Source organism: Pseudomonas sp. AC112 (genome assembly GCF_979253545.1).
Map to the genome: position 1 here is coordinate 1,384,137 of NZ_CEEDCM010000001.1, position 16,518 is coordinate 1,400,654.

General features: G+C 56.6%; 20 protein-coding genes and 1 tRNA gene. 18 read left to right on the forward strand and 3 right to left on the reverse strand.

The window, feature by feature from the left end; translation table 11 throughout:
* Positions 1-122 precede the first annotated feature (122 nt).
* From AC0IYN_RS06580 to AC0IYN_RS06665, 18 genes are all read left to right on the forward strand, one after another.
* The gene (locus AC0IYN_RS06580) at positions 123-1,847 is read left to right on the forward strand and encodes a tetratricopeptide repeat protein (protein ID WP_078046784.1); all 1,725 of its coding nucleotides are present in this window, start codon (positions 123-125) and stop codon (positions 1,845-1,847) included.
* A gap of 4 nt (positions 1,848-1,851) precedes the next feature.
* Positions 1,852-2,469, forward strand: coding sequence for a lipoprotein insertase outer membrane protein LolB (gene lolB, locus AC0IYN_RS06585; protein ID WP_406598449.1), 618 nt, complete (start codon positions 1,852-1,854; stop codon positions 2,467-2,469).
* Between the two features lies 1 nt (position 2,470).
* Positions 2,471-3,322, forward strand: coding sequence for a 4-(cytidine 5'-diphospho)-2-C-methyl-D-erythritol kinase (gene ispE / locus AC0IYN_RS06590; RefSeq protein ID WP_406598450.1), 852 nt, complete (start codon positions 2,471-2,473; stop codon positions 3,320-3,322).
* 36 nt (positions 3,323-3,358) lie between these two features.
* A tRNA-Gln gene (locus AC0IYN_RS06595) sits at positions 3,359-3,433 on the forward strand.
* A gap of 45 nt (positions 3,434-3,478) precedes the next feature.
* On the forward strand, positions 3,479-4,420 hold the full coding sequence (locus AC0IYN_RS06600) for a ribose-phosphate pyrophosphokinase (protein WP_003208392.1): 942 nt from the start codon (positions 3,479-3,481) through the stop codon (positions 4,418-4,420).
* Between the two features lie 137 nt (positions 4,421-4,557).
* Positions 4,558-5,157 carry a 50S ribosomal protein L25/general stress protein Ctc gene (locus AC0IYN_RS06605; RefSeq protein ID WP_406598451.1) on the forward strand — a complete coding sequence of 200 codons (600 nt, stop codon included), beginning with the start codon at positions 4,558-4,560 and terminating at the stop codon, positions 5,155-5,157.
* A gap of 167 nt (positions 5,158-5,324) precedes the next feature.
* Positions 5,325-5,909, forward strand: a complete 585-nt coding sequence (gene pth / locus AC0IYN_RS06610) for an aminoacyl-tRNA hydrolase (protein ID WP_010213318.1) — start codon at positions 5,325-5,327, stop codon at positions 5,907-5,909.
* Between the two features lie 21 nt (positions 5,910-5,930).
* On the forward strand, positions 5,931-7,031 hold the full coding sequence (gene ychF / locus AC0IYN_RS06615; protein WP_078046781.1) for a redox-regulated ATPase YchF: 1,101 nt from the start codon (positions 5,931-5,933) through the stop codon (positions 7,029-7,031).
* Positions 7,032-7,304: 273 nt separating this feature from the next.
* Positions 7,305-8,261, forward strand: coding sequence for a sigma 54-interacting transcriptional regulator (locus AC0IYN_RS06620; RefSeq protein ID WP_406598452.1), 957 nt, complete (start codon positions 7,305-7,307; stop codon positions 8,259-8,261).
* A gap of 141 nt (positions 8,262-8,402) precedes the next feature.
* Positions 8,403-8,591, forward strand: a complete 189-nt coding sequence (locus AC0IYN_RS06625) for a type III secretion effector protein (RefSeq protein WP_406598453.1) — start codon at positions 8,403-8,405, stop codon at positions 8,589-8,591.
* Positions 8,592-8,655: 64 nt separating this feature from the next.
* Positions 8,656-9,015, forward strand: a complete 360-nt coding sequence (locus AC0IYN_RS06630) for a hypothetical protein (RefSeq protein ID WP_406598454.1) — start codon at positions 8,656-8,658, stop codon at positions 9,013-9,015.
* Between the two features lie 6 nt (positions 9,016-9,021).
* Complete coding sequence (gene sctJ / locus AC0IYN_RS06635; RefSeq protein WP_406598455.1) at positions 9,022-9,807, forward strand: type III secretion system inner membrane ring lipoprotein SctJ; 786 nt, start codon at positions 9,022-9,024, stop codon at positions 9,805-9,807.
* Between the two features lie 552 nt (positions 9,808-10,359).
* The gene (locus AC0IYN_RS06640) at positions 10,360-10,956 is read left to right on the forward strand and encodes an HrpE/YscL family type III secretion apparatus protein (protein ID WP_406598456.1); all 597 of its coding nucleotides are present in this window, start codon (positions 10,360-10,362) and stop codon (positions 10,954-10,956) included.
* Between the two features lie 163 nt (positions 10,957-11,119).
* Positions 11,120-11,260, forward strand: coding sequence for a hypothetical protein (locus AC0IYN_RS06645; protein WP_406598457.1), 141 nt, complete (start codon positions 11,120-11,122; stop codon positions 11,258-11,260).
* 1 nt (position 11,261) lies between these two features.
* Complete coding sequence (locus AC0IYN_RS06650; protein WP_406598458.1) at positions 11,262-11,654, forward strand: type III secretion protein; 393 nt, start codon at positions 11,262-11,264, stop codon at positions 11,652-11,654.
* Between the two features lie 14 nt (positions 11,655-11,668).
* Positions 11,669-13,804, forward strand: a complete 2,136-nt coding sequence (gene sctC / locus AC0IYN_RS06655; protein ID WP_457239040.1) for a type III secretion system outer membrane ring subunit SctC — start codon at positions 11,669-11,671, stop codon at positions 13,802-13,804.
* Positions 13,801-14,004, forward strand: a complete 204-nt coding sequence (gene hrpT, locus AC0IYN_RS06660) for an HrpT family type III secretion system protein (protein ID WP_457239041.1) — start codon at positions 13,801-13,803, stop codon at positions 14,002-14,004. The genes sctC and hrpT overlap by 4 nt, the downstream gene beginning before the upstream one ends.
* Positions 14,005-14,015: 11 nt before the next feature.
* Positions 14,016-14,354, forward strand: coding sequence for a transcriptional regulator (locus AC0IYN_RS06665; protein WP_406598461.1), 339 nt, complete (start codon positions 14,016-14,018; stop codon positions 14,352-14,354).
* Here AC0IYN_RS06665 and sctU read toward each other — a convergent pair whose 3' ends face one another.
* From sctU to sctS, 3 genes are read right to left on the reverse strand one after another with little or no spacing between them, the layout of a single operon-like run.
* Positions 14,355-15,452 carry a type III secretion system export apparatus subunit SctU gene (sctU, locus tag AC0IYN_RS06670; protein WP_406598462.1) on the reverse strand — a complete coding sequence of 366 codons (1,098 nt, stop codon included), beginning with the start codon at positions 15,450-15,452 and terminating at the stop codon, positions 14,355-14,357.
* Positions 15,449-16,237 carry a type III secretion system export apparatus subunit SctT gene (gene sctT / locus AC0IYN_RS06675; RefSeq protein WP_406598463.1) on the reverse strand — a complete coding sequence of 263 codons (789 nt, stop codon included), beginning with the start codon at positions 16,235-16,237 and terminating at the stop codon, positions 15,449-15,451. The genes sctU and sctT overlap by 4 nt, the downstream gene beginning before the upstream one ends.
* A gap of 10 nt (positions 16,238-16,247) precedes the next feature.
* Entirely contained in the window at positions 16,248-16,511 is a 264-nt protein-coding gene (sctS, locus tag AC0IYN_RS06680) for a type III secretion system export apparatus subunit SctS (RefSeq protein ID WP_065888055.1), read from the reverse strand.
* Positions 16,512-16,518: the final 7 nt, after the last annotated feature.

Consider the following 16,518-nt stretch of genomic DNA (forward strand, 5'->3'; position numbering starts at 1 on the left):
ACCACCGTCGTCTATTGTCCTAATGCCTTGTGTCTATAAAGGCACCCATTGAGTCTCGGTTATGTTTGGCCGAAGGCTTGTGTCATGATGATCCGACCGCAGGTTAGTCGTCCTCTTCCTATATGAATAGATCTTCCGCGTTGCTCCTTGCTTTTGTCTTCCTCAGCGGCTGCCAGGCCATGGCACCCGTGTCGCCGGACGGTACCCCCCCGGTGGAAGACAGCACCCCAGCCCCTGAAAAGCCCAAGGTTTATTCCTCGTTCACGGAAGAAACGGTGTACAGCCTGCTGACCGCAGAGCTGGCCGGCCAACGCAATCGCTTCGACATTGCGCTGGATAACTACGTGACCCAGGCGATCAACACCCAGGATCCAGGCATTTCCGAGCGGGCCTTCCGCATCGCCGAATACCTGGGCGCTGACCAGGCTGCGCTGGACACGTCGCTGATCTGGGCAAAAAACGCCCCGGACGACCTGGAAGCACAACGGGCGGCAGCCATTCAACTGGCACGCGCCGGGCGTTATGACGACTCCATGGTCTATATGGAGAAAGTCCTGCAGGGCAAGGGCGACACCCATTTCGACTTCCTCGCGCTGTCGGCTGCCGACACCGACCAGGACACCCGCAATGGCCTGATGAAAAGTTTCGACCGCCTGCTGCAGAAACATCCGAAGAACAGCCAGCTGATTTTCGGCAAGGCATTGCTGCTGCAACAGGATGACGAAGCCGACGCGGCGTTGAAGCTGCTGGAGCAGAATCCGCCGGAAGAGGGCGAAATCGCCCCGATCCTGTTGCGCGCTCGCCTGCTGCAAAACCTCAACCGCGGCAAGGAAGCGATTCCGCTGTTGGAAAAAAGCATCAAGAAATATCCGGACGACAAGCGCCTGCGCCTTACTTACGCGCGCATGCTGGTGGAACAGGACCGCATGGAGGACGCCAAAGTGCAGTTCGCCAACCTGGTCCAGCAATACCCGGATGACGACGAATTGCGTTACTCCCTGGCGCTGGTGTGCCTCGAAGCCAAAGCCTGGGACGAGGCCAAGGGCTACCTGGAAGAGCTGATCCAGCGTGAGAGCCACGTGGATTCGGCGCACTTGAATCTCGGCCGCATCGCCGAAGAGCGTAACGACCCGCAAGCTGCCCTGCTTGAATACGCCCAGGTCGGCCCCGGCAATGACTACCTGCCAGCCCAATTGCGCCAGGCCGATATCCTGATGAGCAATGGCCGTACCGACGAGGCGGAAAAACGCCTGGCCGCCGCGCGCGATGCCGAACCGGACTACGCGATTCAGCTGTACCTGATCCAGGCCGAAACCCTGTCGGCCAACAATCAGGGCGAGCGGGCGTGGAAACTGCTGCAACAAGCCTTGCTGCAGTTCCCCGATGATTTGAACCTGCTGTACACCCGCGCCATGCAGGCGGAAAAACGCAATGACCTGGCGCAGATGGAAAAAGACCTGCGCCTGATCATCAAGCGCGACCCCGACAATGCCATGGCCCTCAACGCCTTGGGCTACACCCTGTCCGACCGCACCACGCGCTACGACGAAGCCAAGGTGCTGATCGAGCAAGCCCACAAGCTCAACCCGGAAGACCCGGCCGTACTCGACAGCCTCGGCTGGGTGAATTACCGCCTGGGCAACCTGGACGAAGCCGAACGCTTGCTGCGCCAGGCACTGGAGCGCTTCCCGGACCAGGAAGTCGCCGCCCACCTGGGTGAAGTGCTGTGGGCCAATGGCAAGCAGCGCGAAGCACGTCAGATCTGGGAAAAATTCCTCAAGGAACAACCCGAAAGCCCCGTCCTGCGCGGCACCATCAAACGCCTGACCGGCTCCGAGACCCTTTAAGCCTATGTTCTTGCGCCACCTCATTGTTTTCAGCTTCATCGCCTTGCTCGCCGGTTGCGCGGGCTTCGGCGCCCGTGAATCCGTTGAGGGCCAGGGCAACCCGGCGCAATGGAAGCAACACAAGGACCAGCTCAGCAGCATCGATGGCTGGCAGATCGAAGGCAAAGTCGGTGTACGTGCGCCGAAAGACTCCGGCAGTGGCACCTTGTTCTGGCTGCAACGCCAGGATTATTACGACATTCGCCTCTCCGGCCCGCTCGGTCGCGGCGCAGCCCGCCTGACGGGCCGACCGGGGCAAGTGAGCCTTGAGGTGGCCAACCAAGGCCGCTACGAAGCCACCTCCCCGGAAGAGCTGCTGGAACAACAGATTGGCTGGAAGCTGCCGGTGTCTCACTTGGTCTGGTGGGTACGTGGCTTGCCCGCACCTGACAGCAAGAGTCGCCTGAGCCTTAATGGCGACAGCCGCCTGGCCACCCTGGAGCAGGATGGCTGGCAGGTGGAATATTTGAGCTATGTGGAACAAAGCGGGTATTGGCTGCCTGAACGTATCAAGCTGCATGGCCCCGACCTTGATGTCACGCTGGTGATCAAGGACTGGCAACCGCGCAAACTGGGGCAATAACGTGTCCGTACAAACATTGACCCTGCCCTCCCCGGCCAAACTCAATCTGATGCTGCACATCCTGGGACGCCGTGAAGACGGTTACCACGAGCTGCAGACGCTGTTTCAATTTCTCGACTACGGCGATGAGTTGACATTCGCCGTACGCGACGATGGCGTCATCAAGCTGCATACCGACTTCGAAGGTGTCCCTCACGACAGCAACCTGATCGTGAAGGCGGCGAAAAAACTTCAGGAGCACTCCGGTTGCACGCTCGGCATCGATATCTGGATCGATAAAATCCTGCCCATGGGCGGTGGTATCGGTGGCGGCAGTTCAAATGCCGCGACCACATTGCTCGGGCTGAACCACTTGTGGCAACTGGGCTGGGATGACGATCGCCTTGCGGCCCTGGGCCTGACGCTGGGGGCCGACGTCCCGGTTTTCGTGCGTGGGCACGCGGCTTTTGCCGAGGGCGTGGGGGAGAAACTCAGCCCGGAATACCCCGAAGAGCCGTGGTATGTCGTGCTTGTTCCGCAAGTATCTGTAAGTACAGCAGAAATTTTTTCAGATCCACTGTTGACACGTAACTCTCCTCCCATTAAAGTGCGCCCCGTTCCCAAGGGAAACAGTCGAAATGACTGCTTACCGGTTGTAGCAAGGCGTTATCCAGAGGTACGTAACGCTTTGAATTTGTTAGGTAAATTTACCGAAGCAAAATTAACCGGCACTGGAAGTTGTGTGTTTGGGGGCTTCCCAAGCAAAGCTGAAGCTGATAAAGTCTCGGCCCTTCTTACAGAGACCCTTACAGGGTTTGTAGCAAAGGGAAGCAACGTTTCGATGTTGCATCGCAAGCTGCAAAGTCTGCTCTAAAGGAACCGAGTGTTAGGCACTCGTTGCAACAGATACAGGGGCGTCGCCAAGCGGTAAGGCAGCAGGTTTTGATCCTGCCATGCGTTGGTTCGAATCCAGCCGCCCCTGCCATTTTCTATACTCATCCAGGTTACCCTCAGCCTCTAGGTACTGCGCGTGTCCAAGATGATGGTCTTTACGGGGAATGCTAACCCCGATCTGGCTCGGCGTGTCGTACGTCAGCTGCATATCCCTCTCGGTGACATCTCTGTCGGTAAGTTTTCCGACGGCGAAATTACAGCCGAGATCAATGAAAACGTTCGCGGTAAAGACGTCTTCATTATTCAGCCGACTTGCGCTCCGACCAACGATAACCTGATGGAACTCGTCGTGATGGCTGATGCCTTCCGCCGCTCCTCAGCGACTCGAATCACAGCTGTAATCCCTTACTTTGGTTATGCCCGTCAGGATCGCCGTCCGCGTTCCGCACGTGTGGCTATCAGCGCGAAAGTCGTGGCTGACATGCTCACCGTGGTAGGCATTGACCGTGTTCTCACGGTTGACCTGCACGCTGACCAAATCCAGGGGTTCTTCGATATTCCGGTAGATAACATCTACGGCTCCCCAGTATTGGTGGATGACATCGAGGACCAGCGCTTTGAAAACCTGATGATCGTGTCCCCGGACATTGGTGGCGTCGTGCGTGCACGGGCTGTTGCCAAATCCCTGGGCGTGGACCTCGGGATCATCGACAAACGCCGTGAGAAAGCCAATCACTCTGAAGTGATGCATATCATCGGTGATGTCGAAGGGCGTACCTGTATTCTGGTTGATGACATGGTCGACACCGCCGGCACCCTGTGCCACGCGGCGAAAGCCTTGAAAGAGCACGGTGCCGCTAAAGTCTTCGCCTACTGCACACACCCTGTGCTGTCTGGCCGAGCGATCGAGAACATCGAGAATTCAATGCTGGACGAACTGGTGGTGACCAACACCATCCCGCTGTCCGCTGCTGCTCAAGCCTGTTCGCGTATCCGTCAACTGGATATCGCACCGGTTGTTGCCGAAGCGGTTCGCCGCATCAGCAATGAAGAATCGATCAGCGCGATGTTCCGTTAAGGGTCAAACCTTCGGTACATCCCACTGACGAAAAGCGCCCCGCCCCGACATTCTGTTGGGGCGGGGCTTTTTTGCCCATGTCGAGTCTGGCGCTGGTCGCAAACGCCGCTCGATGATGGCTATTTTGGAGATACAACATGAACGACTTTACTCTGAACGCCCAAGCGCGTACTGACCTGGGGAAAGGTGCGAGCCGCCGCCTGCGTCACGCCGCCAACATCCCAGCCGTTGTATACGGTGGTAACAAAGCTGCTGAATCCGTGACCATCCTGGCCAAGGAAATCGCCAAGCTGTTCGAAAACGAGGCTGCCTACAGCCACGTTATCGAGCTGAACGTCGACGGCGCCAAGCAGAACGTCATCGTTAAAGCGATGCAGCGTCACCCGTCCAAGCAGTTCATCATGCACGCTGACTTCGTTCGCGTTGTAGCTGGCCAGAAACTGACCGCCATCGTGCCTGTGCACTTTGTTGGTGAAGAAGCTCCGGTCAAGAAAGGCGGCGAGATCTCGCACGTCCTGAACGAAATCGAAGTGACCTGCCTGCCGAAAGACCTGCCTGAGTTCATCGAAGTCGACCTGTCGGCTCTGGAAATCGGCGCTATCGTTCACCTGTCCGACCTCAAGGCACCTAAAGGCGTTGAGTTTGTCGCACTGGCTCACGGTGATGACAAAGCTGTTGCCAACGTTCACGCTCCACGCGTTGCTCCAGAAGCTGAAGAAGAAGGCGCTGCAGAGTAATTCACTCTGTATTGCCGGAGCTTGAGGAAACATCGCGGACCGAAACGTAGCGAGAAAGCGGGCGATAACGCGACGTTTACTCTTGAGTAAATGATGTAGTGTTGACCACTTTCGCCGCACTCTGGTCTGGCGATGTTATCCACAACTCCAAAGGAAGGGCCCCTGTCGTGACTGCCATTAAACTGATCGTTGGCCTGGGAAATCCAGGCGCCGAATACGAACAGACCCGGCATAACGCGGGGGCCCTTTTTGTTGAGCGCATCGCCCACGCCCAAGGTGTGAACCTGGTGGCCGATCGCAAATATTTTGGCCTGACCGGACGCTTCTCGCATCAGGGTCAGGATGTTCGTCTGCTGATTCCCACCACCTATATGAACCGCAGCGGCCAGGCTGTCGCGGCGCTTGCGGGTTTCTTCCGGATCAAACCCGAGGAAATCCTGGTGGCCCATGACGAACTGGACCTGCCACCCGGCGTTGCCAAGCTCAAGCTGGGCGGCGGGCATGGCGGGCACAACGGCTTGCGCGACATCATTGCGCAATTGGGCAATCAGAATAATTTCTACCGTCTGCGGCTCGGCATTGGCCACCCAGGCGTTGCCAGTATGGTTTCAAATTTCGTCCTGGGTCGTGCGCCACGCGCCGAACAGGAAAAACTCGATGCAAGCATCGACTTTGCCCTCGGCGTGCTGCCGGATATCTTCGCCGGTGAATGGAACCGCGCGATGAAAAACCTGCACAGCCAGAAGGCCTGACTCTTACCGAGGGGAAACACCATGGGATTCAATTGCGGCATCGTCGGCCTGCCCAACGTCGGCAAATCCACCCTGTTCAACGCCCTGACCAAGTCCGGTATCGCAGCGGAGAACTTCCCCTTCTGCACCATCGAGCCCAACAGCGGCATCGTGCCTATGCCCGATCCGCGCCTGGAAGCCCTGGCGGCCATCGTCAACCCCAAGCGCATCCTGCCGACCACCATGGAGTTCGTCGACATCGCTGGCCTGGTAGCCGGCGCCTCGAAAGGTGAGGGCCTGGGCAACAAGTTCCTGGCCAACATCCGCGAGACCGATGCCATTGCCCACGTGGTCCGCTGCTTTGAAGACGAGAACGTGATCCACGTTTCCAATAGCGTCGACCCGAAACGCGACATCGAGATCATCGACCTTGAACTGATCTTCGCCGACCTCGACAGCTGCGAGAAGCAACTGCAGAAAGTCGCGCGTAACGCCAAGGGTGGTGACAAGGACGCTGTGGTCCAGAAAGGCCTGCTGGAGCAGTTGATTGCTCACTTCACCGAAGGCAAGCCGGCACGCAGCCTGATGAAGAACATGGGCGCTGACGAGAAGGCCGTGATCAAAGGCTTCCACCTGCTGACCACCAAGCCTGTGATGTACATCGCCAACGTCGCTGAAGACGGCTTCGAGAACAACCCGCTGCTGGACGTGGTCAAGGCCATCGCCGACGAAGAAGGCGCTATCGTGGTTCCGGTGTGCAACAAGATCGAAGCCGAAATCGCCGAGCTTGATGACGGCGAAGAAAAGGACATGTTCCTTGAGGCCCTGGGCCTGACCGAACCTGGCCTGAACCGCGTGATCCGCGCCGGCTATGAAATGCTCAACCTGCAGACCTACTTCACCGCCGGTGTCGAAGAAGTCCGCGCCTGGACCGTCAAAGTCGGCGCCACCGCGCCTCAGGCTGCGGGTGTAATCCACACCGACTTCGAAAAAGGCTTTATCCGCGCCGAAGTGATCGCCTACAACGACTTCATCCAGTACAAGGGTGAAGCCGGCACCAAGGAAGCCGGTAAGTGGCGTTTGGAAGGCAAGGAATATATCGTGAAAGATGGCGATGTGATGCATTTCCGCTTCAACGTTTAAACGCTAGTGCAACACCTATAAGCCGATGCTCTGCGTCGGCTTTTTTGTGTGTGTGATTTTATGAATCATGTTAAATACAAACTTTATCCTACATACAAGCGACTCACTGACTCAACAATATTCCAAACAACTGAAAATCTAAAATAAACAAATTTTCCTACACTACAATACCCGGCATCTTGCCCGTGCACACGATGACAGCGTCAAAAAATTGCGTTCTACTAAATGGCAATTACGACAGCGCCTTGAAATGTCAGCGGAGTAACAGCAACTATGTCGGACTCCTATCATCATGGATATGAAACGGATACGCCGCACCTTGAGGATCCCGATATTGAAAGCACACTCAACGCTACGGCTACACGCAATATCGATATTCTGTTACTTGGGGAAACCGGTACAGGTAAAGACACCTTAGCCCTGCGAATTCACAATTTATCCGGACGACGTGGAAACTTTGTCGCGGTGAACTGCGCGGCTATTCCGGAGAGCCTTGCTGAAAGCCAATTGTTCGGCGTCAATACGGGAGCCTATACCGGTGCTGTGCAATCGCGGTCGGGTTTTATCGAGGCCTCGCACTTGGGCACACTTTACCTGGATGAAATCGACAGCATGCCGCTCGCGTTACAAGCCAAGTTGCTACGTGTGCTGGAGTCCCGAGGCGTTGAGCGATTAGGCTCGACACGGTTCATTCCCGTGGATATGCGCGTCATCGCTTCCGCCCAGCAATCACTTTATGAAATGGTTGAACAAGGCGCTTTCAGGCGAGACCTTTACTTTCGCCTGAGCGTCGTCAGCATTCATCTCCCCGCACTGCGCAACCGCCGCGAGCGGATCATACCTTTATTTCTCAAGATGGTTGGACAGGAGGCGGAATACTTCCGTTGCGCAGCAAAGCGCCCTTCGGAAGCGCTTGTCCAGCAGCTTTTATGCCACCCTTGGCGGGGCAACGCGCGCGAATTGCGATCCACAGTAAAGCGATTTGTGCTGGGGCTTCCCCCTTTCTCGTCCGCCTCTAAGACAGACTCATCCGATAACGAAAAAAACTTGAAACAGCGTTTGCAGCAAATCGAAAAAGTATTAATCGAGGAGTCATTGCGCCGTCACGCTCAGTGCGTGGATGGGAGCGCTGAGGAACTGGGCATGGCCAAGCGCACGCTTTACTACCGCATGAAACTATTGGAAATATCAGCCGACGGATTCCCAACACCCAACAAAGAAACACCTTGAAACAATCATCAACGTCACTACCGGAACCTCTTTACGCATCATCGCCACTCAAGCTGTGAGTCTAATATCTGGTGCACTCAATACGCATCTAATATCAATAGACCAAACATCCAGATCTTTTTTCAATAACGGAGTGATCCTATGTCCAATATTGGTTACACACCACCCTACAACCCAATTTATTCCAATTACGACGGTGGCGGCATCGGCGGTGAAGAGAACGCAGATCTCAAGGCTATAAGGAAAGTAGAGCTACGTGAGTCACTGAAAGAAAGCATTGAAGCGTACAAGATTAGTGAGCAGAAAAAGAACATCGACGCCATACGTTGATCGAACAACCGCCCACGTTTACGGACGAGGGCGGCCTTTTAGTTTTTCTCGCCCGAGGTACGATATGGAAATAGAAAGCTCACTTCAGCTGGGTCATTCACCTCGCCCTACCATGAATCCGACTCAGGGCAGTACGCCACACCCAAACGAAGACGTGAATTTCTTTTCTTCACAGCTGGGACCTTCAACCAGGCACAACATCCCAACATCAACCACAGGCGTATTGGCTGACGCACTGCGGCCGTTGGAAAAATCGACAAAATCAATGAAAAATAGCCTGAAAGCCTTCAACTCTCAATTCGACGAAAAGGCTCGGCTTAACTACGCCTCTCACCTTTCAGACACAATGATAACGACACAAGTGCTGGTAAAGAGCGTAGGCAAAGGCGCGCAGCTCATCGACAAAATCGGCAATTTGCAGTAGGTGAACATGATTCACTCTCTGGCCACAGGGCTGGCTTTATCATTGGTAGTACTGCTCGCAGGGTGTTCTGATAGCGTTGAACTGCGTCGACAACTTTCCGAACAGGAAGCCAACGAGGTCATCGCGGAACTGGCGGACAAACATATACGCGCTCGAAAAGTCCCAGCCAAAGACGGAGATGTTGTTATCGTCAATGCCAGCGACATCAGCCGTGCTGTTCGCACACTGGAGGCCGCAGGACTACCCCGGATGGCTCGCGCCACAATGGGAGACACTTTCCGCAAGGAAGGCGTTATCTCCACTCCGATGGAGGAGCGCGCTCGCTACATTTATGCCCTGTCCCAAGAGCTGGAAGCCACCCTCTCTAAAATCGATGGCGTCATCGTCGCCCGGGTACACGTCGTACTGCCCGAGCGTGTCGCACCGGGAGAACCTGTTCAACCGGCATCTGCTTCAGTGTTTATCAAACACGACCCGAGACTTGAACCCGACAACATCCGGGGGCGTGTACGCCGGATGGTTGCCAGCAGCATCCCCGGCATGACGACAGAAGTCGATAACTCACGAAAGCTGAGCGTAATTTTTGTACCTGCAGCGGCTTATCAAGAGCAGCAACGGCTGAGCTACTTCGGCCCGTTTCTGCTTCCCGAAAATGACCTGACGTTTTGGCGTGTGACTACGTCACTGACATTCATCGGCAGCGTGCTTGGGATACTGGCTGCAGTGATTTGGCATAGACACCGGCAAAGTTTGCTGGCGAAAGCAAGCAAGACCACAGAACGTGACGAATGAGGCACTGGCGTGGGCTCAATGGTGGTTTTCCCCATGGCGCCAGGCCCATGAAGAATGGGACGAACTTAGCCAATGCATCGGGCTCGATGATCTCTGGCGTGCTCAGCACTCGCGGGCCAGTGTGGCCTTGAACATCGCCCCCTGCCTCCCATTACCGCCACAAGGCGCGGTTCTGCAACTGGCACTCGCATCAGCAGAGCAACTCCAGCAGATGCTGGCGCTGTTGGGTCATATTTGCCATCGGCCCGTCGATGGAGCCGTCAGCGACGCCCAGCATTTATGGTGCTTACGCCTCTCCAAAGCAATAACCGTGGAAGCCCTGCTACCTGGCGACGCAGACCCCCTGCATCTGTTGCAGGCCTGGGTAGAGCCCACCGTTTGGCAGCGCCTTCGACTGCGATTCCCCCCACAGCGTGTGCGACGGCTGGAATACCAACAGCTTGCACTCGAAGACACACGTGGGCGACTGGATACGCTCTGGAAAGCACTGGTCTGGCGAGTCATATCACCCAATGACGAAGATTTTCCGAGCTCATAAAACAAGGCACGAACATGCTATGCCGACGCAAGATTGAGTTATATGAAAAGGCCTCTGATCTGGCCCACGTCCTGATAAAGCGAGAAATACTCAGCCAGAGTACCCAAGCCTACGAACTGGTAGAACGTGCGAAGGTACAGGCTGATCACCTGGTGAGTGAGGCCGTACAGCAGCGTGACACCTTCCATGAACAGGCAAACCTGGAGTTCTGGCGACGGGCAGATCGCGTGCTGGGACAGTGGGAACATCAGCGGCTCATCATGTGCGAGCAACTGGAGCGTTATGCAACTGCAATCACCAACGAAGCCTTTTGCCATTTGTTAGAGGAGGTGCCGCCTGCAAAACGCCTTACCGCCTTGATCAAACAATTGACAGCCAACCAACTCCCATCGATCCACGCCAGCCTGCTGTGCCATCCCCCTGAGCGAGAGGATCTTGAATGCAGCCTCGCTGCGTTGGACATAACGCTCTGGGCCGTACGGCCTGATGAAAGAGTCAAGCCCCAGGCATTGGTATTGGAAACAACGGAGGGCGACTTCCACATCGACTGGCACACCCTGCGCGACATGCTGCTGATACAGGAAACCCCACCGTCGACTCCCAAGCCTTGAGCGGACGATATTTCAATGTGCTAGTGGCAGATGGAACTGGTGGCATCTTGAGTGCCACATAGCAGGAACACACCATGAGATTATATTTATGGAAACCTCCGGGAACCTGAGAAGCAGACTGTCAAAACATGCCGATCTTGAATCTAGTCGGTTGGATAAACTTTTGAAGAGTCCGGACACCCTGGACACAGACGTCGCTTTTTTTGAACAGGCCAAGTCCCAGCGCCTGTCCATGTTTGCCTACAACGAGCACGTCCGCGCCGAACACATGCTACTCAAAACTGCGCTCGACGGCGTCCAGTAAAGTGGATGAACTGATCACTCGCTGGTTGGGTAGTCATGAAGAGCAACTGTCGCTGTTCGAAGGCGACGACGAAATCATCCTGCGGCGTCAATTCGGATCCTTTCAGCTAAACGTGCAACTGACGCCGCACTGCCCCGCCCAGTTCCCCTTGGAAACGTGGATGAGACTAGGGGAAGTCAGCCTCAATCATTTTCAGGGTGCGCTCGCCCAAGCTTCGGTCACCGGTGCGCTGTGGCTGGCTCAGTGCATACCGGACAAACACCAGACGCACCTTCTGCTCAATACCATCGAACAACTGCTCAACCAACGCGACACCTGGCGCGCGGTTGTCGCGCGCCAGGTTAAGCAGCACCTCAAACGCCCTCCCTCACCGCTACGCTCGCTGGCACTTTAGAAAGAGAATCCTAAATGGATAACAAGACTGACAAGCACTTAAGCTTGCTCCTGCACCTGCGCGAGAAACGCTCAAGAACACCGTACTGGCGCGGCCTGTTGATACTGCCCTGGTTGCTTGCCCCCACTGGAAACGCCTTCGCTGCCATCCCCCCGGAATGGAAAAACACCGCCTATGCCTATGAGGCCGAGCACAAGCCTCTTCGGGACGTACTCGAAGATTTCGCCCAGACCTTCGGCACCAAACTGCAGATCGAGGGCCTGCTGGAAGGCAACGTCAACGGCAAAATCCGCGCGAATACGCCGCAGTCGATGCTGGACCGGCTGGGGGTTGAGCATCGCTTCCAGTGGTATCTGTACAACAACACTCTGTTCATCAGCACGCTGGACCAGCAGCAGTCTGAGCGCCTGGAAGTCTCCTCCGAGACGATTTCCGACCTTAAGCAGGCACTGACCGACATCGGGCTACTCGACAGCCGTTTCGGTTGGGGCGAGTTGCCGGAAGACGGTGTCGTGCTCGTCTCCGGCCCCAAAACCTATATCGAACAGGTCAAGCAGTTCAGCAGTAAACGCCGCTCAACCGATGAAAAACAGAGCGTGCTGAGTTACCCGCTGAAATTCGCCAATGCCGCGGACCGCGCGCTGGATTATCGCGGCGAAAAACTCATCATTCCCGGAGTTGCCAGTATTCTGCGTAGCCTGCTGGAGCCTCGCTCTACGTCTACGCTGGCGGGGCTGAGCCAACCACCCGCCCCCCAACCCGTTCTCCTGACACCCAACCTGCCCCGGTTGACCAACCCGCTGTTGGGCCAGATGCTCGGCGCAAATGGCAATACCGGGCAGTTGGATCCCAGCCCGACAATGACCGCGCGCGCACCGACATCTGCAAGCCGAATCCGCGTCGAAGCCGATGTGCGCAATAACGCCGTGCTGATCTATGACTTGCCTGAACGCCAAGCCATGTACCGCGAGCTGATCAACCAGCTCGACGTCGCGCGCAAGCTGATCGAAATCGACGCGATCATTCTCGACATCGAGCGTACGCAGTTGCGTGAGTTCGGGGTGAACTGGGGGTTCCAGAACAGCCGCTTCCGGGGTGGTGTCAACATGGCACCCGGCACCTCGTCGCAGCTGTCGATTGAAAACCGCGATCGTTTCTATGCCGATATTCGCGCACTGGAAGAAAAGGGACTGGCAACCATGGTCTCGAACCCTTCAGTGCTTACGCTGGAAAACCAACCAGCAGTAATCGACTTCAACCGCACCCAGTACCTCACTCCCGGCAGTGAATACGCATCCATTTTGCCCGTCACCGTGGGCACCAGTTTCCAGGTGGTCCCCAGGGTTACCACCAGTCGCGGCGGCCACCAGATCCATTTGGCAGTGGACATCGAAGATGGCAACTTCGACGAGAGCAACGCTGACCCCAATCACCTTGATGTACGCCGGGGCAAGGTCAGCACCCAAGCGGTAATGGCAGAAAAACGTTCGCTCGTGGTTGGCGGGTTCCATGTCACTGAAAGTACCGACAAGCAGAGAAAGATTCCTCTGCTGGGCGATATCCCACTGTTGGGCAAGGCACTGTTTTCCTCGACCGAACGCCAGAACAATCGCCGTGAACGCCTGTTCATCCTCACCCCGCGCGTCATCGGCGACCAGGACGATCCGTCGCGCTACTTACCGCAAGCCGATCAGGCCGAGTTGCAGGCGGCCTTAGCCCCGCTGGCACGACGGTACTCTCCCCATCAGCCCGTCATAAAACGCAGTGACATTACCACCACCCTGGCGCATCTGGTCAGTGGGGAAGTCCCCAAGGCTTTCAAGGCAGCACCCATGCCTTTGGGGCTGAACACCTTATGCAGCACCCGTAACCTGCTGTCATTGAACACCGAGCGCAGCCAGTGGTACGCAGGCCCGGAGTACAACGTGGCGGTCGTGGTATTGCGCAACCAGTTCAACCGCAACGTCCGTATCGACGAGAAAGAGTGCAGCAACTCGCAGACCCTGGCAGTCACCGTGTGGCCGCGTGCCTGGCTCAAGCCAGGTGAAGAAGCCGAGGTGTTTATCGCCATGCGTCCGGTGGTGAAGGATGAACACCTCAGCGTGCCCCGCCCGTCCTTGATCACTCCTGCTCAGAAGGCCCTGCCATGAAACACAGACCGTTATGCGTCATCTCGATCGGCATAGCATTGCTCGTCAGCGGCTGTACGCCCACCTGCAAGGGTGATTCGTGCTCACGCCCGCAATCGACCACGGACAAGATGGTGATCTGGTGGCCGCCACAGATGCGCGTCGAGCCTGGTCCCGCCGGCGAGCGCCCGGACTACCAGACAGTGTCACTGCAACGATGAGGCGCCCGGAAATGCCCGACGATCAACGCCAGGCGTTTCTGGACAATCTGGTGAGTGGCCCTGCCACTCGCCTGTCCCTCGCACCCGGTATCCAGGTGTGCGCGCTGCGCGCCGGAAACCGCCCGGGTATTGCCCTGCAAGTCGCTCGCGAAGCGTTACAGACCGGGCAACAACAACGAATTCTAGAACGACGCCTTGAGCAAGCGCTGGCATTCGATGGGTGTTTTATTTACCTCGATGCCCAGGACGCACTGGTGATCTGGCACGCACTGCCAGCAACCCACAGCACGCTGGACAGAATCCTCAGCCGGATGCTTTCACTGGCGAACCTGCAAGTCTTGGACCGCTGATCAACGCTGCTCAAGCTCAGGCAGTTCCAGGGTTTCACGCTTGGCTTCATCATCGAGTTCGCGCAAGGTGCGATAAATCACTGCTACCGCCTGCAGGGTCTCGCGGGGGATGCTTGCTCCCAGTTTTTTCGTGTAGAGCGTGCGGGCCAGCCACACACATTGGATCACTGGCACGTCAGCTGCCTTGGCGCGCTGGATCAGTTTGCGGGCCTCGTCATCCGTGCCCTTGCTGACCAGCAAGGGCAGCGGTGTTTTACCGGGCCGGTAATACAAGGCAACAGCAAAGTGCGTCGGGTTGACCACCAGCATGTCGGACTCTTCCAGCTTTGGAAGCTTGACCTTGGGTTCTTCATTAGCCAATTGATACGCCAGCGAACGCCGCTGACCCTTGACGTGGGGGTCGCCCTCCATGTCCTTGTACTCTTTGACCACCTCGACCTGGGTCATTCGCATGCGTTTGGCGAAAAAGTGCTTCACCATGATCAGGTCAACAAGCGCCAATACCAGCAGCATGCCGAGGCAAACATGCAGCAGGTGACGAAACAGGGCGATCAACGCCAGGATATAGCTTTGCAAATCACTGGTGGCCAGGTTGATCAGAGTGCCCAATGACGGCCAGATCACTACATACAGAATCAAGGCGATAAGACAGGCTTTCACGATGCTCATCAGCAGGTTCATCAACTGTTGGGCAGAGAACATTTGCTTGACCTGACTGATCGGGTTGAGGCGATTGAAATCCAGCTTCAGGGTCTCTGGTGCAAACAGCATCCCGAACTGCATCCAACTGCTGATCAGCTTGGCGGCAATCGCCACCCCGGCCATCAGCAAGGCGAATGAGAAAAACACCACCATCCCTTCAAGCAGCACTTCCTCCAACGCTCGCACAAAGGGCTGGTTCAAGCGTGACATCGGCAGCAGCATCAATTGCTGGAAGCGTTGCAGGCTGGTCTCGGCGGTGAACAAGGCAATTTCGCTGATGGCCGTCAACGCCAACAGCTTCGCCACATCCTGGCTTTGGGCGACCTGGCCTTTCTTGCGTTGGTCACGCAGTTTCTTGGCTGACGCCGGGTGCTTCTTTTCGCCGGAGTCGCTCATGGGATAGCGACCTTGATCAATAGCCTCAGTGAATGTTTAAGATCGCCCAATAGCCCCATGCGGCCGACGATCAAGTCCTGCAACAGCGCAAAGTAGAGCAGGAGAATACCAATCCCCGCCAGGCTCTTGACCGGTGGCGCCAGCGTACTCACTTGTAACTGTTGGCTGTAGACCCCCAGCAGCGCAATACCGAACTCCAGCAACAGCAACGCTGCAATAAATGGCGCGGCGTAGAGCATCATGTGTGTAAAGGTATCGCCCAACAGATCGATGAACACGCTCATCCCATTCGCCGCCGGCAGCGGGAACCACACAGTGGGTGGCCAGATCAAGTAACTGTCCCAGATCACTTGGGTCAAGGAACCCAACCCCAGGCTTACCATCAGCAGGAAAATCGCCAGCTGCTTGAACAAATGTCCGATCGGCGTCGCGTCCGGCCCCAGCGACGGGTTGAGTTGGCCACCGGCCAATGCGCCACGCTGGTTATCCAGCAGAGCGCCCACCGACTCAAACATCCAGAACGGCATCGATAGCAGCACGCCCAGCAGAACGCCCAGGGCCACCTCCTTGAGCACTAACGCACCCAATAGAATCGCGGAGTAATCCTGGCCTGCCAACGCCGCATGGATACCCGGTGCAGGCATCAAGGCCAACACCATCACGATGGTATGGCGCGGCATGCCCTTTATATGCTGAAAACAGAACGCCGCCACCAGAATGCCACAGGGGTAGATCCGCGCCATGCCGATCAAAAGGCTGGGCAAATACTCGAGATAGAGCAGCACGGGCAGGGCCTCAGTTCAGGGCCGATCGGCCGATCATGTCAAAGGTCAGGTTGATCAGTTGGATCAACTCCACGCCAATCCAACGGCCGGTCATGATCAACGTGATCCCCACCGCCACCAGCTTGATACCGAAGGGCAGTGTCTGGTCCTGTACCTGCATCAACGCCTGCACCAGGGACGTCATTACACCGACCACCACCGCGACGATCAACGGCGGTGCCGACAGCACGACCACCAGCAACATGCCTTGCTTGAACAGCACGATGGGTTCCATAAGCCAC